At 65.9% G+C, this 21,368-nt stretch carries 28 protein-coding genes and 1 pseudogene; 12 read left to right on the top strand and 17 right to left on the bottom strand.

Annotated elements, in window-relative coordinates; translation table 11 throughout:
* Window positions 1-165 precede the first annotated feature (165 nt).
* From FJ490_RS14205 to FJ490_RS14220, 4 genes are all read right to left on the bottom strand, one after another.
* A complete protein-coding gene (locus tag FJ490_RS14205) occupies window positions 166-2,622 on the bottom strand; it encodes a hypothetical protein (RefSeq protein WP_140728465.1) in 2,457 nt (818 codons plus the stop codon).
* Window positions 2,622-3,233 (bottom strand): hypothetical protein, encoded by a 612-nt coding sequence (locus FJ490_RS14210; RefSeq protein ID WP_140499954.1) that lies wholly within the window; start codon window positions 3,231-3,233, stop codon window positions 2,622-2,624. The genes FJ490_RS14205 and FJ490_RS14210 overlap by 1 nt, the downstream gene beginning before the upstream one ends.
* A gap of 177 nt (window positions 3,234-3,410) precedes the next feature.
* Window positions 3,411-4,394 (bottom strand): Coat protein, encoded by a 984-nt coding sequence (locus FJ490_RS14215; RefSeq protein WP_140728464.1) that lies wholly within the window; start codon window positions 4,392-4,394, stop codon window positions 3,411-3,413.
* 45 nt (window positions 4,395-4,439) lie between these two features.
* Window positions 4,440-5,351, bottom strand: a complete 912-nt coding sequence (locus FJ490_RS14220) for a hypothetical protein (protein WP_140499958.1) — start codon at window positions 5,349-5,351, stop codon at window positions 4,440-4,442.
* A gap of 105 nt (window positions 5,352-5,456) precedes the next feature.
* Here FJ490_RS14220 and FJ490_RS14225 point away from each other — a divergent pair, with 105 nt between their 5' ends.
* The 3 genes from FJ490_RS14225 (at window position 5,457) to FJ490_RS14235 (ending at window position 6,526) form a co-directional block, all read left to right on the top strand.
* Window positions 5,457-5,624 (top strand): type II toxin-antitoxin system HicA family toxin, encoded by a 168-nt coding sequence (locus tag FJ490_RS14225; protein ID WP_140728507.1) that lies wholly within the window; start codon window positions 5,457-5,459, stop codon window positions 5,622-5,624.
* Between the two features lie 4 nt (window positions 5,625-5,628).
* Window positions 5,629-6,024 carry a type II toxin-antitoxin system HicB family antitoxin gene (locus FJ490_RS14230; protein ID WP_140728463.1) on the top strand — a complete coding sequence of 132 codons (396 nt, stop codon included), beginning with the start codon at window positions 5,629-5,631 and terminating at the stop codon, window positions 6,022-6,024.
* A 187-nt stretch (window positions 6,025-6,211) separates the two neighbouring features.
* Window positions 6,212-6,526 (top strand): YMGG-like glycine zipper-containing protein, encoded by a 315-nt coding sequence (locus FJ490_RS14235; RefSeq protein ID WP_140499961.1) that lies wholly within the window; start codon window positions 6,212-6,214, stop codon window positions 6,524-6,526.
* 1 nt (window position 6,527) lies between these two features.
* Here the strand turns inward: FJ490_RS14235 and FJ490_RS33070 are convergent, their stop codons facing one another.
* The gene (locus tag FJ490_RS33070; protein ID WP_246672670.1) at window positions 6,528-7,109 is read right to left on the bottom strand and encodes a hypothetical protein; all 582 of its coding nucleotides are present in this window, start codon (window positions 7,107-7,109) and stop codon (window positions 6,528-6,530) included.
* Window positions 7,106-8,884 carry a portal protein gene (locus tag FJ490_RS14245; protein ID WP_140663757.1) on the bottom strand — a complete coding sequence of 593 codons (1,779 nt, stop codon included), beginning with the start codon at window positions 8,882-8,884 and terminating at the stop codon, window positions 7,106-7,108. The genes FJ490_RS33070 and FJ490_RS14245 overlap by 4 nt, the downstream gene beginning before the upstream one ends.
* Window positions 8,885-9,143: 259 nt before the next feature.
* Between FJ490_RS14245 and FJ490_RS14250 the strand changes: the two genes are divergently transcribed.
* Window positions 9,144-9,758: a methyltransferase domain-containing protein gene (locus tag FJ490_RS14250; RefSeq protein WP_224519113.1), complete on the top strand. Its 615-nt coding sequence runs from the start codon at window positions 9,144-9,146 to the stop codon at window positions 9,756-9,758.
* Window positions 9,759-10,050: 292 nt separating this feature from the next.
* Here FJ490_RS14250 and FJ490_RS33540 read toward each other — a convergent pair whose 3' ends face one another.
* Complete coding sequence (locus FJ490_RS33540) at window positions 10,051-10,176, bottom strand: hypothetical protein (protein ID WP_263486360.1); 126 nt, start codon at window positions 10,174-10,176, stop codon at window positions 10,051-10,053.
* A 4-nt stretch (window positions 10,177-10,180) separates the two neighbouring features.
* Complete coding sequence (locus tag FJ490_RS14260) at window positions 10,181-10,981, bottom strand: hypothetical protein (protein WP_246672668.1); 801 nt, start codon at window positions 10,979-10,981, stop codon at window positions 10,181-10,183.
* Between FJ490_RS14260 and FJ490_RS14265 the strand changes: the two genes are divergently transcribed.
* A complete protein-coding gene (locus FJ490_RS14265) occupies window positions 10,965-11,237 on the top strand; it encodes a nuclear transport factor 2 family protein (protein ID WP_246672666.1) in 273 nt (90 codons plus the stop codon). The two genes, FJ490_RS14260 and FJ490_RS14265, sit on opposite strands and share 17 nt — an antisense overlap.
* 104 nt (window positions 11,238-11,341) lie before the next feature.
* Here FJ490_RS14265 and FJ490_RS14270 read toward each other — a convergent pair whose 3' ends face one another.
* The 5 genes and pseudogenes from FJ490_RS14270 to FJ490_RS14295 all read right to left on the bottom strand — a co-directional run bounded on the left by FJ490_RS14270 (window position 11,342) and on the right by FJ490_RS14295 (window position 15,180).
* On the bottom strand, window positions 11,342-12,097 hold the full coding sequence (locus tag FJ490_RS14270; protein ID WP_140630708.1) for a terminase family protein: 756 nt from the start codon (window positions 12,095-12,097) through the stop codon (window positions 11,342-11,344).
* Window positions 12,098-12,444: 347 nt separating this feature from the next.
* Window positions 12,445-13,104 (bottom strand): annotated as a pseudogene (locus tag FJ490_RS14275) (terminase family protein); the annotation flags it as partial.
* Window positions 13,061-13,456: a hypothetical protein gene (locus tag FJ490_RS14280; protein ID WP_140499976.1), complete on the bottom strand. Its 396-nt coding sequence runs from the start codon at window positions 13,454-13,456 to the stop codon at window positions 13,061-13,063. The pseudogene FJ490_RS14275 and the gene FJ490_RS14280, both read right to left, overlap by 44 nt.
* The gene (locus FJ490_RS33075; RefSeq protein WP_224647124.1) at window positions 13,449-13,835 is read right to left on the bottom strand and encodes a hypothetical protein; all 387 of its coding nucleotides are present in this window, start codon (window positions 13,833-13,835) and stop codon (window positions 13,449-13,451) included. Before FJ490_RS33075 ends, FJ490_RS14280 begins: the two co-directional genes overlap by 8 nt.
* Window positions 13,836-14,532: 697 nt before the next feature.
* Window positions 14,533-15,180: a glutathione S-transferase family protein gene (locus FJ490_RS14295; protein ID WP_140499977.1), complete on the bottom strand. Its 648-nt coding sequence runs from the start codon at window positions 15,178-15,180 to the stop codon at window positions 14,533-14,535.
* A 253-nt stretch (window positions 15,181-15,433) separates the two neighbouring features.
* Between FJ490_RS14295 and FJ490_RS14300 the strand changes: the two genes are divergently transcribed.
* Window positions 15,434-15,739: a hypothetical protein gene (locus FJ490_RS14300; RefSeq protein WP_140499979.1), complete on the top strand. Its 306-nt coding sequence runs from the start codon at window positions 15,434-15,436 to the stop codon at window positions 15,737-15,739.
* Here FJ490_RS14300 and FJ490_RS14305 read toward each other — a convergent pair whose 3' ends face one another.
* Window positions 15,740-16,168, bottom strand: a complete 429-nt coding sequence (locus tag FJ490_RS14305; RefSeq protein WP_140499981.1) for a DoxX family protein — start codon at window positions 16,166-16,168, stop codon at window positions 15,740-15,742.
* 395 nt (window positions 16,169-16,563) lie between these two features.
* On the opposite strand from FJ490_RS14305, the gene FJ490_RS14310 reads away from it, so the two are divergent.
* The 3 genes from FJ490_RS14310 to FJ490_RS14320 all read left to right on the top strand — a co-directional run bounded on the left by FJ490_RS14310 (window position 16,564) and on the right by FJ490_RS14320 (window position 17,604).
* Entirely contained in the window at window positions 16,564-16,743 is a 180-nt protein-coding gene (locus FJ490_RS14310) for a DUF3606 domain-containing protein (RefSeq protein WP_140728462.1), read from the top strand.
* Window positions 16,744-16,824: 81 nt separating this feature from the next.
* On the top strand, window positions 16,825-17,265 hold the full coding sequence (locus tag FJ490_RS14315) for a GFA family protein (RefSeq protein ID WP_140499982.1): 441 nt from the start codon (window positions 16,825-16,827) through the stop codon (window positions 17,263-17,265).
* Window positions 17,266-17,352: 87 nt separating this feature from the next.
* The gene (locus FJ490_RS14320; RefSeq protein WP_140499984.1) at window positions 17,353-17,604 is read left to right on the top strand and encodes a DUF982 domain-containing protein; all 252 of its coding nucleotides are present in this window, start codon (window positions 17,353-17,355) and stop codon (window positions 17,602-17,604) included.
* A gap of 60 nt (window positions 17,605-17,664) precedes the next feature.
* On the opposite strand, the gene FJ490_RS14325 is transcribed toward FJ490_RS14320, so the two are convergent.
* Complete coding sequence (locus FJ490_RS14325) at window positions 17,665-17,961, bottom strand: hypothetical protein (protein WP_140499986.1); 297 nt, start codon at window positions 17,959-17,961, stop codon at window positions 17,665-17,667.
* A gap of 74 nt (window positions 17,962-18,035) precedes the next feature.
* On the bottom strand, window positions 18,036-19,013 hold the full coding sequence (locus FJ490_RS14330; protein WP_140499988.1) for an SDR family oxidoreductase: 978 nt from the start codon (window positions 19,011-19,013) through the stop codon (window positions 18,036-18,038).
* Between the two features lie 193 nt (window positions 19,014-19,206).
* On the opposite strand from FJ490_RS14330, the gene FJ490_RS14335 reads away from it, so the two are divergent.
* Together FJ490_RS14335 and FJ490_RS14340 are read left to right on the top strand one after the other, a co-directional pair.
* Window positions 19,207-20,139 (top strand): alpha/beta hydrolase, encoded by a 933-nt coding sequence (locus FJ490_RS14335; RefSeq protein ID WP_140728461.1) that lies wholly within the window; start codon window positions 19,207-19,209, stop codon window positions 20,137-20,139.
* Between the two features lie 166 nt (window positions 20,140-20,305).
* Complete coding sequence (locus FJ490_RS14340; RefSeq protein WP_140499991.1) at window positions 20,306-20,620, top strand: plasmid stabilization protein; 315 nt, start codon at window positions 20,306-20,308, stop codon at window positions 20,618-20,620.
* On the opposite strand, the gene FJ490_RS14345 is transcribed toward FJ490_RS14340, so the two are convergent.
* A complete protein-coding gene (locus FJ490_RS14345) occupies window positions 20,614-20,802 on the bottom strand; it encodes a hypothetical protein (RefSeq protein ID WP_140728460.1) in 189 nt (62 codons plus the stop codon). The genes FJ490_RS14340 and FJ490_RS14345 overlap by 7 nt on opposite strands.
* 227 nt (window positions 20,803-21,029) lie before the next feature.
* Between FJ490_RS14345 and FJ490_RS14350 the strand changes: the two genes are divergently transcribed.
* On the top strand, window positions 21,030-21,320 hold the full coding sequence (locus tag FJ490_RS14350) for a hypothetical protein (RefSeq protein WP_140521515.1): 291 nt from the start codon (window positions 21,030-21,032) through the stop codon (window positions 21,318-21,320).
* The last annotated feature ends 48 nt before the right edge of the window (window positions 21,321-21,368 follow it).

The raw sequence follows: 21,368 nt of genomic DNA on the forward strand, positions 1-21,368 counted from the left end.
ACCAAGTGGGGCGAGGTGGCTCGGCGAAGCCGAGACGGAGAGGGGATGGCGCCGACCTGTGCCGGACTCTCCGGCAGAAGCGCCTGCGCCTTACGAAGGCCCCCTCTCCGACCGCTTCGCGCCACCTCTCCCCCGCCTCGCGGGGGCGAGGAACGCCAGCTCGCCCTAAGGCTCGGCGTCGAACACCGGCGTGAACGCCCGTATCGTGCAGGGCGTCGGGTTGACGTGGCGGATCCGCACCCGGCCCTGCCCTTCCCAGCTGTCGTCGATGGGCACCTCGACATTGCCGGTGAACAGGCTCGCCTCGCCGTCGGGCGCGACGATGGAGGGCATGCGCACGCTTTCCCAGCGGCCGCGGATCAGCGACTGCACCTGAAGCCCTGTCGTGTCGGTCTCGAGCAGGGACAGGATGACACCCGCCACCTTCTTGCGTCGCCCGAGGATCGAGCCGTCCCGGCCGGCGACGTCGAGCTCCAGCGTGTCGGCCTGCGACTGGAACGCAAGCCCGGCCTGCCATTTGGCCGCGACGGCGCCGCCGGGCAGCGTCACCTGGCCGGAGGCGACCGGCAGCCCGCGATAGACCTTGCCGCCGGCCAGCACGTCGACCTTTTCGCCGTTGAGATGGCCAAGCCCGGACACGGTGTTGACGGCGGCGCCCGAATAGGTCAGGCCGCAATCGACCTGGAAGGCATCCTCCAACGCCCCATACTCGAACGGCGCCGTCATGATCTCGATATAGCGCCTGGTCACGCCGCCGATGGTCCGCCTGACGATCAACCAGATGTCGTCGACGCCATCCTGGCCGGGCGTCACGACAGCGCTTTCGACGGCCGCCCAGCCGGAACCGGCGACGGTACCGCCGAGGCGGTGGCGGTGCATGCCGCGCACCTCCTGCGAGGGCTGGTGGGTGTAGCCGCCGAGCTCGCCATTATCGAGCGGAAACCACAGCATCGGGTCGGGGTCGGTCTGGAACGCCAGCTCGACCACGCCACGCTTGGCGATATGTTCGGAGATCTGGCCGATATCGTCGGAGGTGAAGCGGCCGGTCGAAGCCTGCGTCAGCTCGGCGATCGAGCGGCGCGAGCGCGTGACATAGAGGAACGACTGGCCGGCATCGACGGGGCGGATGCGGGCGCAGCCCGATGTGCGCGAGCGCCGGTTCTTGAACGAGGACGGCGTCAATGCCTCGTCGATGCCGGAGCCGGAGAGTGCGCGGATGCCGCCGAGCGTCCCGATCAGCAGCGCGCCGTCCGATTCCGCGATCCACGTGATGTCGTTCGCCTGGCCGCCGCCGGCCTGGAGGAATTCCAGCGCGTCGTCATCCTTCTCGCCCAATGCGAAATTGTTGAAATCCCCCGTTGCCGAGGCGTAGACCGAAAACTTGCGGCTGAAGGCCAGGCGCTCCTCGTAGAGCGATCCGCTTTCGACATATTTCCCCGGCACAAGCGTGCCCAGGCGCCAGCGGGATATCGGGCTGAGGTCCGGCAGGGCAAATCCATGCAGTTGGACTTTCACCGCCGTGGCGCTGGTGCAGCTGGTGATCTTGGCCCAGCGCCAGCGGCCGTCGGACGCAAGCAGGCGAATGGCCCGGCCGACGTCCGAAGCCTGGAAGCCGGCGCCGCCGTTGATGCCGGCGGTCGATGACGCCGTGAGGTCGAACGGCGTCTGGCTGGCCGCCGCCCGGTTGAGGTTCAGTTCGGAAAACGCGCTGTCCGAGGCGCCGTTGATCGCCTTCCAAGTAAAGCGGTGATATTCGAACGCCAGCTTGTTCAGAAATTCGTAGTAGCGGGTTTCGCCGCCCGACCAGCCGGTCTCGCCGGTGCGGCTGTCGAGCGTCACCCATGTCGCGCCGTCATTCGATCCTTCAAGCACCCAGATAGTCGGCGTGCGGTCGACCGTTCCGCCGGTGCGTGCGGTCAGATAGTAGTTTTCGACGATGGCCTGCGCGCCACCGGCAAGCTGGTAGGTGACCGAGCCGTTGGTGGCACCGGCGATGCCGCTGTCCGTCTCTGTCGCCTTGTCGAAAAGCTGGAAGGCGTCCCCTGCCCCGCCCATGCCTGAGACCGTGCCGGAAGGCGCGGTGTTCGACGTCATCTTCGGCGTCAGCGCCCCATAGTCCGCGGGCGTCAGCGTGGTCGGCGTATCGTTGATGTCGTCATAGGGCCCGTCGTCGATCGCGTAGTCGTCGAGCGCCCATGCCGTATGGGCGGTGCGCGTCAGCACCTTGAGCGGATAGTCCCTGTGGGAAATCCACATCTGGTCCGCCGACTGCACATAGTCGAGATCGAACAGGTCGGCTTCAAGATAGGGCGAGGCCACTTCGACCGTGCCGACACGCGCGCCATAGGCGTAGACGCGGATGTAAAGATTGCCGAACTCCAGCATGTAGGCCTGGTCGGCCGAGAAGATGAACGGGATCGCCCGCGTCGCCTTGGCGGACGTCTTGACTTCGCCGACGAAACAGGTGCCGCCGCGCTTGCGGATGCCGCCATGCGGCAGGGTGACGAAGTTTTCGCATTTCGACAGCGCCGCGCGGTAGAGATCAAGCGAGGCGCGCGCGTGCAGGCGTGGCGAGATCTCGCCGCGGGTGAAGACGTCCTGGACCGGATAGAGCGTCGCCATCAGCGCATGGCCCCCGCATAAAACCGGCTGTCGCCGCGCTGCCGCGCCCAACTCGATGTCGAAAGCCGTCCGCCGCGCTGGATGGCCTGCGCGGTGAAGGCGGCGTCCAGCGCGCGGTCGTAGGCCGAACGGGCAATGTCGATCATGCCGGCCTTGTGCGTCAGCGGATGCGCGATCTTGATGGCGAGTGCCGCCACCAGCACTTCGGTGAACGGCGCGTCCCAGTCGTTGGGGTCGGTGAGGTTCGCGACATAGCGGATGGTGAGCGGTCCCGCCCGGTCGCTGTAGACCAGCCCCGCCTCCTGCCGCCACGAGATCGCGATGCCGTCCGGCTCGCCATTGTGGGTCAGCGGCAGCGGGCGAAGGCAATCGACGGGGAGTTCATAGACCCAGTTCAGCGTGCAATCGCCGGAACCGGTATCGCTGCCGGCCAGGGATGCCGAAAGGATGGCGAACACCCAGGCGTATTTCGTCAACTCGGCCTCGCGGGTCAGGTCGAAATGCATGTTGAGCAAGCGCGCGGCCTTGATGTCCTCGTCAAGGCTGTCGATCGGCGCCTCGTCAAGGACGGCCAGCGCCATATTGGCGATGTCGGTCGGGGTTATGGCCATGGGTAAGACCTCCGTGGGTTGTGATTGGGGGAAGTGCGTCTTTCTCCCCGTTCACGGGGAGAAATGCCCGGCAGGGCAATGAGGGGCAGCGCCGGCATCGACGGTTGGCGTCAATGTTCAAGCGCCGGCGCTCGCGGGAAGGAGGTGGGCCTGGCCCACCTCCCGGGAGACGAAACCCTATGCCTCGGTCGTCTTCAGAGCGATGAACGTCATGGTCTTGACGCTCGACGCGGTGCGGTCCCAGTTCGCCGCCAGCTCCGCGTCGGTGGCGAATTCGCCGGCGGTGGAGGCGTCGAGGAAGCGGGTGCCCGGCACATGCGGCACGAAATGCCGGCGGCCGACCATTTCCGTCACCCCGCCGCCATGGCCCTGGCGCGGCTTGCGGTCGAACTCGAGCGGCCCGCCTTCGGTGTTCACGGGCAGCTCGTTCCACAGGATCGCCTTGTCCTTGAACATGAACGCGGTGTAGACGCCCGCCGCCTGCGGGATGTCGTCGTCGACCACGCAGCGCAGCCCCATGTAATAGGGGATGAGCGGCCCGCCCTGCTGCGAGGACGGCACATAGTCGATGAGGTCGGCGAGCTTCAGCGCTTTCATCTGCTTGGAATGGATCCAGAGGGTGCGGAACTTGTCGGCGCGGTCGCCCATCAGGTAGGCCGCCTCGATGATGTCGGTGTCGACGATGGAGGCGCCGGTGGCGCGCACCAGGTCGCCGCCGTCATTGGCCAGATTGTCGGCGACGACACCCTTGAGCATGCCGATGAGGGTCAGCTTGTTGGCGCGCTGCCAGTACTCGGTCTGCCGCTTGACGATCAGCTTCTGCGGATCGTCGCCCGCCAGGATGGAGGTCAGGTCGGGAACGCCCCACGCCTGGGCGCGGACATTGCGGGCGGCGACCTCGCGGCGCGAGCCGATCTTCTTCATCTCGATGGAATCGGCCGGGTCGTCATTGACCGGCTCGGACGGATCGTTGCCGAGGTCCTTCCAGCCGGGCATGTCGACGGAACGGCCGCCCATCGACAGTTTCGAGGAGATGGCCGGATCGGAAAACAGGATGCCGGCCTGGTAGATTTCGAGCGACTGGACGTGCTCCTCGAAAGCGTATTGGGCATAAACGGACGGAACGATCGCGTCCGCGATACGGGTATAGGCGTCTGCCATTTTGTCTTTCCTTTGAGAGATTGATCGGCGGCTGATGCGTCGGGATCAGAGCGGGTTGTTCGGCATCCAGAGATCCGGGTTTTCGCCCGCTTCCCTGGCCAGCCGCCGGGCGCGTTGAGGGTCGCTTTTGACAAGGGCTGAAATGGCCGAAACGTTGCGCTCGCCGGCGGCGTTGCGCCGGAAGGGGTTTTGCCCCCGCGGCGCCGCGTCGGCGTCGATCGTGTCTTCGCGGAACATCGCCTCGCCGATCGCCTGGAAGGCCCTGGCGATCTGCGGATCGGTCAGGGCGCCGTCGGGCAGAAGGATGCCCTTCTGCTTGTAGGCATCGACCAGGCCGAGCTTCTTCATCGCCCGGTTGGCCACCTCCAGCTTCTGGCGAAAGCCATCGCTGTCGGCCGGGCCCCAATCCTTGACGAGGTCGTCATGGGTGGCTTCGACCGAGCGGGCGAGCGCTGCCTGCTGGGCCGCCGCCTGCTCGGCCATGTAGCCGACGAACCTGTCATGGTAGGCCTGGGCGATCTTCGGCGTGGCGCCGGCTTCGACCGCCCAGGCCTTGGACGCCTGGGCGAGTTCGTCCGAATAGGCGAAGGTTTCCGGCAGGCCGTCGGGCCGCCGGTATTCGACCTTTTCGGGCGATGTCAGCGGACGCATCGCCTCGGGCAGCCGGGCATGGAATTTGTCCCAGTCTTCCTTCGGCGCGTCCCTGGCTGGAACGAGCAGGCTTTCGCCCTGCCGCCGCTCCAGCTCCGCATAGGATGTGAAAACCCGATCGAGGCTTTCAGGCTTGGTCCAGCCCTTGGCTTCAGCAAGCTTGCGGTTGCCTTCGGAAAGACCGTCAAACCAACTTTTGCCGGCAAGCCCGGCGGACCCGTTATCCGCGCCTGCCGGAGGCCGTTCCGGGTTGCCCGCCGGCTGCGACGAGGCAGCCACGGACCCGGCATCTGCCAGATCTGTCATGTGATGTTCCTTTTGAGGGTTAGGTTAGAAAATGAGCCGGCCGGCCAGAGGGCTGGCAGGACAGCGCCCGATCGGCAGCGCGATCTCTATGGACAGGCACTTGAGCTGCGTGTTCCATGCACAACACGAAGAGCGCGACGTCGAAAAGGCAGCCATGCTCAGTTCAAGCACACGACCAAGCCGGGTCGGGTTAAGGTTCCGCATCCCAAGCGGGACATCCCGATCGGCACGCTGAAGAGCATCGAAAAGCAATCCGGTCTCAAGTTGAGGTAGACAGATGCGCCAATATATCGGACTGATCCACAAGGAAGCAGACAGCGATTTCGGCGTCTCTTTCCCCGATTTTCCCGGCGTGGTGACTGCCGGCACGACACTGGACGATGCCCGTGCCATGGCGCAGGAAGCGCTCGCTTTTCATGTCGATGGTCTGGTCGAGGATGGCGAGGCCATTCGCGAGCCCTCGTCGCTCGAGCAGGTGATGGCGGACAGGGATAATCTTACCGGTGTGGCCGTTCTGATCCCCCTGAAGATCGAGACAACGAAGGTGGTACGGGTCAACGTCACCATTCCCGAAGATGCCCTCGGCGAGATCGACGACTATGCAAAACGACACGGCTATAGCCGTTCCGGATTTCTGACCGCCGCCGCCAGGAAGATCATCGAGGCGGCATAGGCCGGCTGAATCATTTTGCCAGGAAGCGGTGCTAGCGCCTTGTTCGAAAGAGGTGTTTTCGCGCCCTCGGTCCATCAACACCCGAGAAACCATGTCTTATATCGTGAGAGCCTGTGCCGCCGTTCCGCCGCAATGCGGCCGCACGGGACGATCGATAGGGATCTCAGATCTTCAAGGGAGACGTCACATGAACATTCACAAAGCCATAGCCGCCGTTTTGATGACTGCCGCGCTGGCAGGCTGCGCGCAGACGGAAGGCCAGCAGCGGGCCGGAACCGGTGCGCTGATCGGCGGCGCCGGCGGCGCCCTCGTCGGCCAGGCCATCGGCGGCAACACCAAGAGCACGGTGATCGGTGCGGCCAGCGGCGCGCTGCTCGGCGCCGTCGTCGGCTCAGCCACCACCCCGCAGCGCCGCGGCGACCAGCTCTGCCGCTACCAGGACCGCTACGGCCGCATCTACACCGCGCCTTGCGACGACCGCTATTACAACGGCAATTATTGAATCACCGGCGGCCAGACCGCCGATCTCCCCCCTTGTGGGGGAGATGTCCGGCAGGACAGAGGGGGGCGCCGTAGAGCGCCGACCTCGATCGTCGCCGAACTTTGAACATGCCCATAGGTTTGCCGTCTAGGGCCAGGCCTGAGCGACCGCTCGTGATTTGATCGCCGTGCGATGAGCACGGCAAAGGTCGGCGGGACAGCGCCCCCCTCTGCCCTGCCGGGCATCTCCCCCACGAGGGGAGAGATCGGCGCTTCAGCGCCTCACCTCTCCTCCATCCGTGCCGCCTTTCCAGCGCCACGAGCTGCGCCTCGTCCAGCGTCAGGAACCCCATAATGTGCTGCACCACTTCGGCGCGCGCGTTGCTGAGCGCGCTGTGCAGCTCGAAGCCATTGGGGGTTCTGGTCCGCGCCATCCACTCGCCGTATGACGGGCGCCTGAAATAGCCGACCGTCGCCGCGAGATCGGCCAGCACCATTTCGCCGTCCTCGCCGGAAAACACGCGCATATACGCCTTGGCCAGCGCCTCGCGCGCTTTGGCGGGGCCGCCGCTTTGCGACGCGTGAGCGAAGCGTTTGCGGCTCATGCGCGCTGTCCGGCCGGCATCGCGCCCTGGGCGCCGGCATCAGGTGCCGGCCCATCGGCGGTGCCGCCCTGCAGCATGCCTTGCAGGCCTTCGAGCAGGCCGCTGTCGCGCGCCTGCACGGCCGCCGGCACCGCGTCCTTGGCCACCTTGCCGGCGGTGGCGATCGCCGCCATGCCGGCCTGCGCCTGGCTGGCCTTGGCCCTCGCGTCGCGCAGGCCCGCCACCTCATCCTTGCGGCGGAAGATGCGCTGCGGGCTGCGGCCGGCGCTCTGCACGATCTTGAGCGCCTCGTCGCTGTCGATATTGTCCATCACATCAGGGTCGAACTGCGCCATCTGCATGGCCGTGGTCACCAGCTGGATGGTGTCGCGCGCTTCCGCCGAGCGGCGCAAGACATCGAGCGGACCGGTGAAGGTCGGCCGCACCGCCTTGCCCGCCAGGCTCGCCGGCGGCAGGAACCGGCTGTCCTCGTCATAGAGGCCCTTGTCCTCCAATATGCCGAGCTCGCGGTCGAGATTGGTGGCAAAGCCCGCCTGGATGATCGAGCCCGACGGCCCGAGCAGCGCGCCCTTCTCCTCCTGGCGGATCAGCGCCTCGGTGGCGGTCATCTGCGGGTTCTGCACCAGGGTCTGGAACAGGTTGACGAACATCATGTCGCGGATCTCCTCCGCCCGGCTCGCCGCATAGTCGAAGGCGTAGCTCGGGTTCTGCCCGGTGGTGATCGGCGCGATCAGCGGCCTGCCATTGTCGTCGATGAGGCCCGGATAATTCTCGCCCGGATCGAGCACCGGCACATAGTCGAGCCTGGCCTTCGACGCCGTCGGCGGATCGGTGATCTGTTGCAGCGCGCGCAGGCCCGAGCGGCGGACCGCGTTTTCCTCGCGCACGGTCGTCAAGGCTTCGATGGTCGGCGAGATGCCATAGGCGTCGCCCTCGTAGCGGCGCCAGTTGAAGGCCGACACCGGGAAGGTGCGAAAACCGCTCTCGCGCACGATCTCCTCCTCGTCCTCGATGACGTGGTAGGAGGCAAAGGCGGCGTCGAGATAGCGGTAGCTTCCGCCCGAGCGGTACATGCGGCGCTCGTCACGCGGCTGGATGCACTGGATGAGCGCGATCTTCTCCTCGCATTTGGCGGGATCGTCGACCAGCGTCCTGATGCGCGCCGGCAGTTTTTCGTAGCCGAGCAGCTGCGCCGCCTGGCGCGCGGTGCGTTCGTAGCGGCGGTGGAAGATGTCGACCTGGCCCCAGCGGTTGCGCGAGAGATAGCCTTCCACCACCGGGATCGAGGCGTAGCGGATCAGCGTCGAACCGAAACCTTCCTCGGCATAGAGATAGGCCGGACCGTAGCGCACGACATTGCGCAGGCAGGCTTGCGTCGCCGGCACGAAATTGGAATTGGCGGAGTAGCGCAGCGAAAACAGGAAGTCGCGCAGGTTTTCCGCCCATTCCTTTTCCTCGTCGGTCTCCTCGTCGTCCATCTCGGCGGTGGTCAGCCCGTGCCATTTCTCCGACTGCGGGATGATCAGGCTTTCGAGCCCCGCGGCCAGCCGGTTGGCGGCCGAGTTGATGGTGTTGGCGTAGACACGGGCGCCGCGCCGCTCCTGCCGCTCGGCCTGGCTGTCGCCGCGGCGGGCACCGCGCCCGGAGCGGATATCGGGCGCATCGGGATCGCAGAACTCCGCCACCGCCTCCCATACGGGCTCGTAGGCGGCGCGCTCGCTCACGAGCTCGGACTGGCGGGAAAGAATATCGCGGGCGCGGGAATCGCTGGTCATGGGGGCCTCGTTAAAACTGGGGGATCTCCCCCCTTGAGGGGGAGATGGCCGCAAAGCGGCCAGAGGGGGTCGGATCGACCGGGTTCGGCCTTCTGCAACAGAAGGAGGTTAGCGCTTCATGCGAGGCGACCCCCTCTGTCGCCTCCGGCGACATCTCCCCCTCAAGGGGGGAGATCGGCAGCTTCAGCCGACGATGTCATTCTTTTGCGCGGTTCTTGGTCTAGGAACGTCTCGCGGCGGGGTTTTGCAGGAGGTCGATGTGACGACGACAAGCCTTGCCGCCCTGAAGAACCAGAGCAAACGTACCGTTAAACGGCTCATCGGCTATGATTCCCGCAACTGGCTGCGCATCCGCCAGATCGAAGCCTTCACCACTTTCCTGACGGCCGCCAACCGCAAATCGCGCGACGTGATCGAGATCTCGCCCGGCTGGAACCGCTACTGGAAGGCGATGTGCCCCAACTATCGCTCGGTCGACTTCCCCGATTTCGACATCTGCAAGGATCGCACCGACGAGCAATATTCCATCGTCATCGCCGACCAGGTGCTGGAACATGTGCAGCGGCCGCAGGCGGCGGCGCGGAACATCCACGCCATGACCCGCGAGGGCGGCTGGGCGATGGTGGCGACGCCCTTCCTGTTTCGCGTACACGCCAGGCCGCACGACTACAACAGGTGGACGCCGGCCGGCCTGAAGCAGCTGATGGTCGATGGCGGCTTCGCCGAGGACAACGTCCAGGCGTTCGGCTGGGGCAACAAGGCCTGCGCCCGCGCCCACATAGGCGGCCCGGTCCGCGCCTACGGCCTGTGGCGGGACCTCAGCAACGACGAGGAATACCCGATGATGGTCTGGGCGTTCGCGAAGAAGGGATGAGCGGTGGAAGCTGCCAATCTCCCCCCTCGTGGGGGAGATGGCCGGCAGGCCAGAGGGGGGCGCTCTCCCGCCGACCTGTCAGCTGAATGGTCGATCCCTCAAGCCATCGCAGGTTGAAAACTGAGAGGTCGGCGTTCCTTCACGCCCCCCTCTGCCCTGCCGGGCATCTCCCCCCTCGTGGGGGAGATTGGCAGCGTTCACCCGCCACGCCGCTTCACCAACCTTGCATGCCGTCTCCAATGCCACCAGTCCAGCACGCGCCGGCGAAAACTGCGCTTCATCGCGGTCATGGTTACACCCCCAAAAGCACGCGGCGCTGGCCGGCGAGGCTGCCGGGCGCCAGATCGGTCTTTATGGTGCTGGCCGTGCCCTGGCGTTGTTCGAGCTCAGCCCGAAGTGCTGCTTCGCGCGCCTGCACGTCCTTATCCCCGGCCGTCGGCACTGCCGGCAGCGGCTTCAGTTCCGGTGGTTTTTGAAACAGACACATGGTTCCAGCCTTCTCTTGTCCAGTCGTAGAGGAAAAAATCTTCGCCGTTCCGGCCATATCCGGGCAGCAGGCAACGTTGCGTGGCGCCCAGCCGCGCAAGCCAGCGCAGCGCCAGTTCATTGCCGGCCAGCGCCCGCGCCTCGACCCGCCAGGCACCGCGGGCGGAAACTTGCGGACCGAGCACCGCGTGAAAGAACTCCGTAATCCCGGGCACGCAGCGCCTCATGCGGCGCGTGCCCCAGCTCCAGGCGATCCAAAGCCCGCTCCGCTGTTCGGCCGCGCCGAAGCCGGCCTCCGGATTGCCGCCGAGCTCGGCCACATAGGCAAACCCTTGCAGCGCGGTGAGCGCCAGCAGCGCCGGCGACCAGTAGTCGAGCTGGCAATCGATCTCGGCGCGATCCTCGGGCCGCAAATTGGCGGCGATATAGGAGAGATCGCGCAGGGTCGCGGGGATGATGCGGAGGGTCATGCGGATGCCAGAGCCCGGGGGATAAGGTTCATCTGTGTGAGTGCCGCGTGAAAAATTCACGCCCTTGACCGGTCTCCTCTCCGGTGACCTACTTCGACCATAGAATGCGGGAGCAAAACATCGGTCATCCAATTGAAGGGAGACGGGCGAATGGACATTCGATCGGCGCTGACGCAGATATCTGAGGCCTTCAACGCGCACGATCTCGATCGGATCATGGCGTTCTTTTCCGACGACTGCATCCTGGAGATTGCCGAGGGGAGGCAATCCTTGGGGCTCTCGTTTCGAGGGCAAGGAAAACGTACGGCAAGCACTGGCGACACGCTTTGAAGGCTTGCCCGATGTCCACTACGGCAACGCCGAGCATTTTGTGGATTCGACCGCCAATACCGGCATCTCGAAATGGATCCTCACAGGTACCACCCGCGAGGGGGAGAAAAAGGAGGTCAGGGGTTGCGACTTCTACACGTTTCGCGACGGCAAGGTGATCCGCAAGGATTCATATTGGAAAATCGTGGAGTAGGCCCCGCAGGGACATCGCAGCGCGGGCTATCGGGCCGGCGCCGGAGCGCCCGTTTCCTCCAGCGGGAATTGCGCTGCCGCGACGCTCCGAAGAGCCCTCCGCCCTCACCTGAACGCCCCCAGCGGATCGCTCTGCCCCTTCGCCCGTCTCGCAGTCCTGAACTCCGCCGGATCGACCACCGCTTCCCTGAGCATCATCACGCCATAACGCGTCGCCGCCATCAAATCGTCGCGAAGTTTGACCACCTGGCCGTCCTTGCGATGATAGAGCCGGAACTCCTCGAACCAGGGGACAAGCGTCGAAAACACCTTGAACCGGCCGGACTGCATGCGGTCGAGCATCTCCATCAGCCCGGCCTCGACCGAGACCGAACCGTCGGGGAATTGCGCGTGGCGCGACAGCATGTTCAGCCCGTGCGCGGCATATTGCTTGGCGAGCGCGGTGCCCGCCCCTTCCAGCGTTTCGCGGCGGCCGTCGCGCGGCCACGCCCAGGGCAGCCATTCGCCCCAAGGCTTCAGGGTCAGCGCCTGCATGGCGGGAGTCTGCTGCGAGGCGCGCGCGGCCTTGGCGACATAGACGACGTCGGCCTCCGTATCCCAGGCGAGCTCGACCGCGGCGGAAGGGTGGTCCCAGCCGAAATCGAGCGCCCCGATGCGCGGCCAGTAGCGCGGCAGCCGGAACGGCGCGCAGGCAATCAGCTCCTCCGCCACCGGAAAGATGCGGCCGGACCCCAGCACCGGAATGCCCCGGGCGCGGGCCTCGCGCTCATGCGCGGGATAGGCGGCAACGATCGCCGCGCGCTCCTCGGGCGAATAATGCTCGGCGTCGTCGATGGTCATGAAGGTGACGTGACGGGACATGGGGGATCCTGAATCACTTTCGAGATAATCGATGTAGCGTCTTGTGAAGGCTACGTTTTTCGGACCAACGTCGCGCCGCCCCTCACCTGCCTGCCGGCATCCTCTCCCCGTATAGTGACGGGGAGAGGGGTGCTGTTGTCGACGATTTCGCCAATCGCGAACGTTCAAGAATCGGCGCCGAGATTGCGGCCAGCTCCCTTCTCCCCGTCATTACGGGGAGAAGGTGGCGGCAGCCGGATGAGGGGCAGCGCCGACGAAGGGGAGCAAGCGCCAAGTGCGATGCCGCTCGTCCCCAATCAGTTTCTTCTCCATCACCCCTTCCCCATCCCCTCCACCTTCGCCGCCGACAAAAACAGCAGCACCACATCGGACATGCCGAGCAGCGGCGTGAAGGTGACGATGGTGATGCCGCCGGTGGCGTTGGTGCGGGTGAGGCCCTCGGAATAAATGTCGAGCGGCGGTTCCTCGTCGAACCAGACGCCGTGCAGCGTTTCGCCCTGCCATTTCTCGCGGCCCTTCTCGAAACTCTTGAACGACAGCACGCTCTCGCCGGCCTGCACGTCGCCGCCGCCGCCATGGCGCACCACGATGCTGTCGAGCGCGCCCGGCGCGCCGCGGCCCATCATGGTGTCGACGATGGCATCGGCCGGGATCATGCCGGTGCCCCATTGCGCCTGCTGCTGCGGCGGGCCGACCAGCACGCGCTGCGGATTGTCGCGCGTGCCCTCGCCGGTCACGCCGGCGGCCCACAGCCGCACGGGCGCATCGAAAACCTTGCCTTGCCACCACGCGGGATAGCGGCCGGTCAGGTGCATGGCCCATTCGGCGCCGCCGGCGCGGGTCTTGCCGAGCTGGTTGCCGGCCATGAACAGCCGCTCGCGGTTGGCGGCGCCTGCCGCGTGAAACGCCGCCTGCCTGGCATAGGGCCGGTAGGCGGCAAGCTGGTTGGTACGACGCCTGCGGTCAAGCTCCGCCAGCAGCGCCAGATATTCCGTCCTCGCCGCCACCGGCGATGTCTTCGAGGAACGGTTTGACCGCGGCTTCGAGCGCGCGGATGCGGCTGCGGATCTCTTCATCGCTCAGGGCATCCAGATGGTTGACGGCGACATCGAAATCCTTGGGCAGCACCGAAAGCACGATCTTCAGATACTGGTCAGGCTTGTCGGCCCGCACTTCGGCGATGACGCCGGCGCCATGGGCGCGGAAATCGGCGCGCACGGCGGCGAGAAAGTCGTCGCCCAGCGTTTTCTTCGGGCGTTTGCGGCGGGTCTCCGGCGCGGTTTCCGGGCTTGCGCTCCGGCTGGCGGCCGGCTTGCGCCCCTTGCCGCGCGCCGGCACTGCGGCGGTTTCGTCAGCCATGGCCCGTCACCGTCTCGGCGTCGCCGGCGCGGGCCTTGGCCTTCGACGGCGCGGACTTGACCGACCGGACCCGCTTCTTCTTCGAGCGGGCGGATTTCTTCCTGGCATTCGTGCCGCCCTTCGGCCGCCCGGCAAGCTTTGCGGCGCCCGGCAGGCCCTTCAGGCCCGCCATCACGAGGCCGACGGCGCCGCTATGAATCGCTGGCTGCGGGAAAGCGAAGCCGCCGGCCGCGTCTCGAACCATGCCGATCAGCACGCCGATTGCGACCTGCTCGATCCGGCCGAGCCGCGTCTGCGGCGCCGCACCCTCGAATTCGCCAATGGCGCTGACGACCTCAAGGCCGTCATCCCCGGTGATGATGGTGGCATAGCGTGGCATGGGATTTCTCGCGGATAATCGTCAGGTTCGAAACGTCGCATTCCTTCGCGTCCCCCTCTGTCCTGCCGGACATCTCCCCCACGAGGGGGAAGATCGCAGCTTCGGCGCCTCGCTTTTTTCTACAACGTTGGCGATTGGCGAAAGCCGGGACAACAGCCGATCTCCCCACCCGTGGGGGAGATGGCCGGCAGGCCAGAGGGGGGCGCCGTAGAGCGCCATCGTTCGAAGAGGAAAGCAAAACCAGAAACACAAAACCCGCCTCGGCGGCGGGTCATCGGCGCAACTCAGCACCATAGATAAAAACATAGCATAGTTGCCTTCACCCCGTCAACAGGTTTTAGGAAAAAATTCCTTATCGGCTTTAGGCATCCCCGCGCAGCGAATGCACGCCTTCACGGCATGGGCGAACAGGATCAGCCCAACTAATGAACCGGGGCTTCGTCACAATCTCGCTGTGAAGGTCGCCAAGCGCGTTGAATGAAGATCCGCTCGAATATCGCGCCAATACCCAGCACGACCGGCGCTCTTGTTTCGGCGGCGCCAGAATCAAAAACCCGCCTCGGGGGCGGGTCATCGGCGCAACTCAGCACCATAGATAAAAACATAGCATAGTTGCCTTCACCCCGTCAACAGTCTTTAAGAAAAAAATCCTATCTTGCCCGTCCCAGCGTGATCCTCCCCCGGCCTATCGGCTTTGTCAGTTGGGTGCTGGAGCATTGACCGCGAATTGCGCGGCGAACGCCCTGCCATAGGCGGGTCGGGCTTCGCCGCGGGCCACATAGGCAGCCAGGTTTTGATATTCGTCCAGAATGCCCGACATTCTGAGCCGCAGCAGCACAGATACCATCAACAGATCGCCCGCGCTGAACGCGCCGTCGAGCCAGTCGGCGCCGCCCAGATGGGCCGAGAGCCTGTCCAGCCGGGCGCGAACGCGGTCCTTCACCAATGGCAGGCGCTCCTCGCTCCAGGGCTTGTCGGCCTCGAATATTTTTGCCGTCGTCAGTTCGAGGATCGGCAGCTCGACGGTGTTGAGCGCGGCAAACATCCAGGTGATGGCGCGGGCGCGGGCATCGCGATCCTCCGGCAGCAGCCCCGGATACCGCTCGGCAAGGTGGAAGACGATCGAGCCGGTCTCGAACAGGCAGAGCGAACCGTCCTCGTAGGTGGGGATCTGGCCGAAGGGCTGAATGGCCAGATGGTCGGGCGCCTTCATCTCGGCATGGGAAACAAGACGAACCTCATACGGCTGGCCCACTTCCTCGAGCGCCCAGCGAACGCGCGTGTCGCGCGCCAGTCCCTTGCCGCCGTCGGGCGACCGTTTGAATGCCGTAATGGTGATTGTCATTGCATCCGCTTCCTTGCCTGTTTCCTGGGCTTCCTGGCGATGACGAACAAGCCTGCGCGGCAGCCCGACATCGGTCTTGAACTATTTTCCTTGCCGGGCGCGGATCGCGAATGGATGTCCGCGCGTTCTGAACGCCTATGCACGCCGCCTCAAAGTGACCTCGGTTTTGGGCGACATGCGTAGGCCGATACCTGCAAGTGCGTCGCACGGGCCCTGTTCAGCGTGACGCGCCTCACCGATGGGAGCAACCGCCATGAACGTCGCCAACCTGCAACTCGAGGGCCTGCTGATGGCCGTCGCATCGATCAACCACGTCCTGGTCAGGAAGGGCGTGCTGACATCAGAGGAGATCGACATCGCCCTGCGCAAGGCCGAAGCCGGCGAAACCAGCGAGGAGCGGTCCGAGGGCATGTCGGCGTCGAGCCGCGACGCCGTCAATTTCCCGATCCGGCTGCTGGAGCTCGCCAACCAGTGCCAGCCCGAAGCTGACATGCCGTCCTTTTCGAAACTGGCGCGCATGGTCGGCCAGATGAAGGAACCCTACAACGACCAGATGTAGCTACGCCCTGCCCGGCCATCCCGGATTGAACGAAAGCACGCGGCCCGGCCCGTGCACGGCGGCGAACAGCAGCCCGGCCAGGAAGGAAAAATGGTCGACGAAGAAGCCGAATTCCGCCTGGTTGCCGGCCCAGTGGCTCGGTCCGTGGAAGGCGAAGCCGAGGAACAGCACGTAGACCGCCGCGACCAGCGCGGCCGGCGTGAAGAAGGCGCCGGTGAGGAAAGCGATCACCAGCAGCACCTCCAGTATCGCCGCGCACCAGGCCAGGAACAGCGGAAACGGAAAGCCGGCGGCGGCGATATAGCCGGCGGTGGCGCCCATGCCCATGAACTTGAACGTCACCGCCATCAGGAAGACGGCCGCGAAGATCAGGCGGGCGATGAGCAAGGCGGCGGTCTGCCACGGCGATTGGACGGTTGGCGACGGCATGGTTGTTCTCCCGTTTCGTTTGCTTGTCTTACCCAATTCCGGATGGAAACCGAACTTTCCTGGAATTGCTCCTAGGACGCGCCACGCACCGCGCATCCGACATATCCGCCGAAGTTTTTTCCGGATGTCGTGATCGGCGCCACATGATCGGGCCGCTGTCGCAAAAACTGGAGTCCGGTTTGCCGGCTCCTTGATGAAGTGGGCCGCATCGTCCCTGATGTATCTCGCCGCCATGCGCCTGGAGCCGGCCTGAGGCGGCGGAGCCGATATTCCGGTCGGTGTTCGCCAAAGCCTGCAAAAGCCGCTATGGAACCAGCGGCGTCAAATGCTGTTATGTATGACCGCAGGGTCGCGCCGCGACGGCGGCGCGCCGGGGGTGGAAAGTGAGGCTCGGCATGGCGGACGACAAATCGAAGATCAAGCAGGATCGCAAGCTGGTTTCGCGCGAGGAAACCTATGAGGTTGCCGCTTTCGCCCGCAAATACGGCATCCCGCAGAGCGAGGCCCAGACCATCATCAAGCGCTACGGGCCCTCGAGGAAGAAGCTCGACAACCACATGGCCGCGCGCGGATAGCTCGGCGCGACCGGCTTTGGAAGCGTTGCCCGGGGCAGGACCCGGGCGCATTGCGGCACCGAATGGTTGGAGGCCACGGCCATGCCCGACACCGCGCGCAGAACCGGCAGTTGCCTTTGCGGCGGCGTGCAGTTCACCGTCAGCGGTCCGCCCCTGCGGGTGGGTCTCTGCCATTGCAAGGATTGCCGCAAGACCAGCGGCTCCGCCTTTGCCGCCTTCGCCATCTGGCCGCGCCAGGCGTTCGAGACATCGGGCATTCTCGGCACCTATGCCGGCCGCGGCTTCTGCCCGACCTGCGGCAGCCGTGTCGCCTCGCTCAGCGACGACGAAGCCGAGGTGATGATCGGCAGCCTGGACGTGGCGCCGACCGATCTCATGCCGGAGTACGAATTGTGGATCGGCCGGCGCGAATCCTGGCTGCATGCCTTGCCCGATACGCGGCAGTTCGAGCACGACCGGCCCGCCGCGCAGGCTCCCGGCCCGCCGCCGAGGCCGCTGTCGGACGCGGCTCCCGGCGGCTGAAAATTAGTCGAAAAGTTTAGCGGCCGCGACGGAACCCCGGAACGGCGGCCGGCGTTATCGGGCGCCTCAGTTTCAATGGAGATCGCCGTGAACGACAAGTTCTTTCCCCGTCCGGTCAGGCTGAAGGTCGGACCGGCCCGCGAGCGCGTGGTGCGCAGCGCCTGGGAAGGCCTGGAATGCCTGCGCGACTGGCCCGGCAAGCACGGCCGGCGCTACCGCGCCGCATGGCGCAGCTGCCGCGATGCCCTCGATGGCTGGACCCCGGCCGAGAAGGCGATGCGGGCCATGATCGATGCCGGGCGCGAGGCGGAATTTCTGCCCGGCAACGGCAAATCCTGAAAGCCTGCCGCCTCAAGGGGCGGTCCGGAACCCGATAGCTGCATCGCGGCAAGCCGCCGGCTACTGTTTCGGCGGCTGCGGCGGCACTTCACCCGGTTTGATCACCGGCGTCTTGCCTTCGTTGGGCGCCGGCGCGGCCATGCCCTGGTCGCCTGTGGGCGGCGGCTTCAGCACGCCGCCGCAATCGTTCAGCGTCTCGGTCAGCGTGTTGTCGGTCGGCTGCTGGTTGCCGTCGGGCTTGGCCCGGCATTTTTCGCTGGGCGCCTGCTTGTCGGGGTTCTGCTGCTCGGCCTGTGCCAGCGCCGCGGCGGGCGCGGCGAGCATCAGGCTGACGGACATGATGGCGAGAAGTCTCATCTCGGCCTCCTTTCCGGGTTGGGCCGCCCTCACCGGCCGCCCAATGGTCGATGGCTTGCCTTCGATGGCTTGCCTCAATAACCGCCGACGATCGGCAGGATTTCGCCGGTGATGTAGCTGGAGCATTGCGGCGAGGCCAGGAACACATAGGCGGGCGCGATTTCCTCCGGCTGGGCGGGCCGCTTCATCGGCGTCTTGGCGCCGAACTGCGATACGTCCTGCGCCTCCTTCTCCGACGGATTGAGCGGCGTCCACACCGGCCCCGGCGCCACAGCGTTGACGCGGATGCCCTTGCCGACGAGGTTGCCCGACAGCGCCCGGGTGAAGGCATGGATGCCGCCCTTGGTCATGGAGTAGTCGACCAGGTCCTTCGATCCCTCGATGCCGGTGACCGAACCGGTATTGATGATGGCCGAACCCGGCTTCATATGCGCCACCGCCTCCTGCGCCATATGGAAGTAGCCGTAGAGGTTGGTCTTCAGCGTGGTGTCGAAATGCTCCTCGGTCAGGTCGGCGAAATCGGTGGAATGGATCTGGAAGGCGGCATTGTTGACCAGCACGTCGAGCCGCCCCAGTTCCTTGACGACCCTTGCCACGGCCTTGGCGCAGAAGGCGCGATTGCCGACATCGCCGCGCAAGGCGAGGCAGCGGCGGCCCTCCGCTTCGACCGCTTGCTTGGTCGCCTCCGCGTCACGGTCCTCGCTGAGATAGACGATGGCGATATCGGCACCCTCGCGCGCGAACAGCACGGCCACCGCACGGCCGATCCCAGAATCGCCGCCGGTGATCAACGCCGCCTTGCCTTCCAGCTTTCCCGAACCCCGCCAGAACGGCGCGTCATAGAGCGGCGCCGGCTCGATGGCCCATTCCTCGCCGGGTTTGGGATGATGCTGGGCGGGAAAAGGCGGCGCGGGATATTTTCGCGCGCCGGCCTGCATGGCGCCGTCGCCTTTGGGCTTGGCCTTGGCGCGGTCCTTGGCGTCGACCTTGCGCTGGATGCTGCGCTGCTTGCTGGTTGCTTTCGAACTGTCGCTCTGGGTGCTGGTCGGCATGGTCGTCTCCTCTGTGTTCGGACCGGAGACATCCCGAACCTCCTCGCGCAACGCGCGGAACTGTTCGCGATGTCTTCGGTCCAAACGTTTTGCTCGCAGGGACAACGCATGTCGGCGGAAAAAGTTGGCGGCTTTCGCAGGCGCACATTGCAACCCTCGCATCCTGCCGCCGTTTCGCCTGCCGGAGGCAATCATGTTCGAAGGTTTTCAGACCCTCAAGGTCGACTGCGGGGATGCCCGCATCTTCGCCCGGCGCGCCGGCGACGGGCCCGCCGTTCTTCTGCTGCACGGCTTTCCGCAGACGCATCTGATGTGGCGCGACGTGGCGCCACGCCTAGCGGACCGGTTCACCGTCATATGCGCCGACCTGCGCGGCTACGGCGCCAGCTCATGCCCGGCGTCGAGCGCCGATCACGCCCCTTACGCCAAGCGCGCCATGGCCCGCGACATGGTGGCGCTGATGGCCGAGCTCGGCTTTTCCAGCTTTATGGTCGCCGGCCATGATCGCGGCGGACGTGTCGCCTACCGCCTCGCGCTCGACCATCCCGACCGCGTCGAAAGGCTTGCCGTGCTCGACATCGTGCCCACCGCCGACGCCTGGGACCGGGCCGACGCCAGGCTGGCGCTCGGCTATTGGCCGTGGTCGTTGCTGGCGCAGCCGGAGCCGCTGCCGGAAAAGCTCCTGGCGGGCGCGGCCGACGCGATCGTCGATGACGCCCTGGGCGGCTGGGGCTCGTCGCCAAAGGCGTTTTCCGCCGGCGTGCGCCAGGCCTATGTCGAGGCCCTGCGCGATCCCGCCCATGCCCATGCGATCTGCGAGGAGTACCGGGCGGCCGCGAGGCTCGACCGCAAGCACGACCATGCCGACAGCGCCGCCGGCCGGCGCATCGCCTGCGCGGTGCTGGCGCTGTGGAGCGGGCAAGGCGCGCTCGCCGAATGGTATGCCGGCGAAGGCGGACCACTGGCCTTGTGGCGCGGCTGGGCCGGCGATCTGCGCGGCCATGCGGTCCAGGGCGGGCATTTCTTTCCCGAAGAAGCACCCGCGCAAACGGCCGCCGAATTGAGCGCTTTCTTCGCCGGCCCCGAGACCGCAGCCCGTCCGGCGAATGCCCGGAAGAGTACGTAGGGCTTTCCCGGGAAAGGGACGTGGCGCTTTCCCTTGGGAATCGCGTCGAACTCACGCCTGGAGCGGTTCAGCGGGAACCTTCGCAGCCGGCCGCGACCAGGGGAATTGGAACCACATCCTTGGCTGCGCAGTTGCAGGGGCATCGGATGAACCCGGGAGCAGAGCCATGCCACGTGGAGAAAAATCGAAATACACCGACAAGCAGGAGCGCAAGGCAGACCACATCGCCGAGGGCTACGAGCATCGCGGCGTGTCCGAGAAGGAAGCCGAGCGCCGCGCCTGGGCCACCGTCAACAAGGATGATGGCGGCGGCAAGAAGGAGGGCGGCTCCGGCCGCGGCAAGCACACCGGCCATCCCGCCGCGCACAAGGGCGGCGAAAAGGGCGGCAAGGCTTCCGCCTCGCGTTCGGCGGGGAGCCGGTCGGCATCGGCCAGGAAGGCAGCCGCGACCCGCAAGCGCAACGAAGCGCACGCTCATTGATGCGCGGGGCGACCGGGCCGCGAAATTCCTATGCGCCCCTGCCCGCCCTCGCCCGGGCCGCTCTTGATCAGATCGTCGCCCGGCGGATCACCGAAGTTCGGCTCGGCCGGATTGTCGGACGGCGGCCTTTGCGGACAGTCCTCGTAGCCGTGGTCGCGGCCGCCGCAGAACGAACAGCACATGGCTTCGCGCTCCCTGTTCCCGGGCGGCCATCGCGGGGTCTGGTAAGGCTTCCTGCCGAGCATGCCCAGCAATGCGCGAGGCGCGATTTGGTTGCGCGCCCGCGCCGTCCCTCGCAAGAGAAGACGCCGGCTGTTGCGCAACCGCCAGACAAAGTGCGAATCTCCCCGGCATGCCGCAACCAAGCTTAATCGCCCGGCGTTGCGGATCATGCCTTGGAGAGACCGCCATGTCCGTTCGAATCCTGTTGCCGACCGTGGCTGCCATGCTTGCCGCCACCGGCCTGGCCGAAGCCCGGCCCGACAGCCGCGCCATGAGCTGCGCGCAGATCCGCGCCATGATCCAGAGCCACCGCGCCGTCGTGCTGACCACCGGCCCCAATACCTATGACCGCTATGTCAGGCAGTTCGGCAATGAATGCGATTGGCCCGAAGTGCCGATGTCGGCCTATATCCCGGCCCGCGACGGGCACTGTCCGGTCTACCGCTGCGAGGAGCCGGTCAACAATTTCCCGAATTGACCGGTCGGCCAGGCGCCGGCATCGACGTTCGGGGATTGCCGCATCCCT

This window comes from Mesorhizobium sp. B2-5-11 (genome assembly GCF_006440835.1).
Taxonomy (GTDB): Bacteria; Pseudomonadota; Alphaproteobacteria; order Rhizobiales; family Rhizobiaceae; genus Mesorhizobium.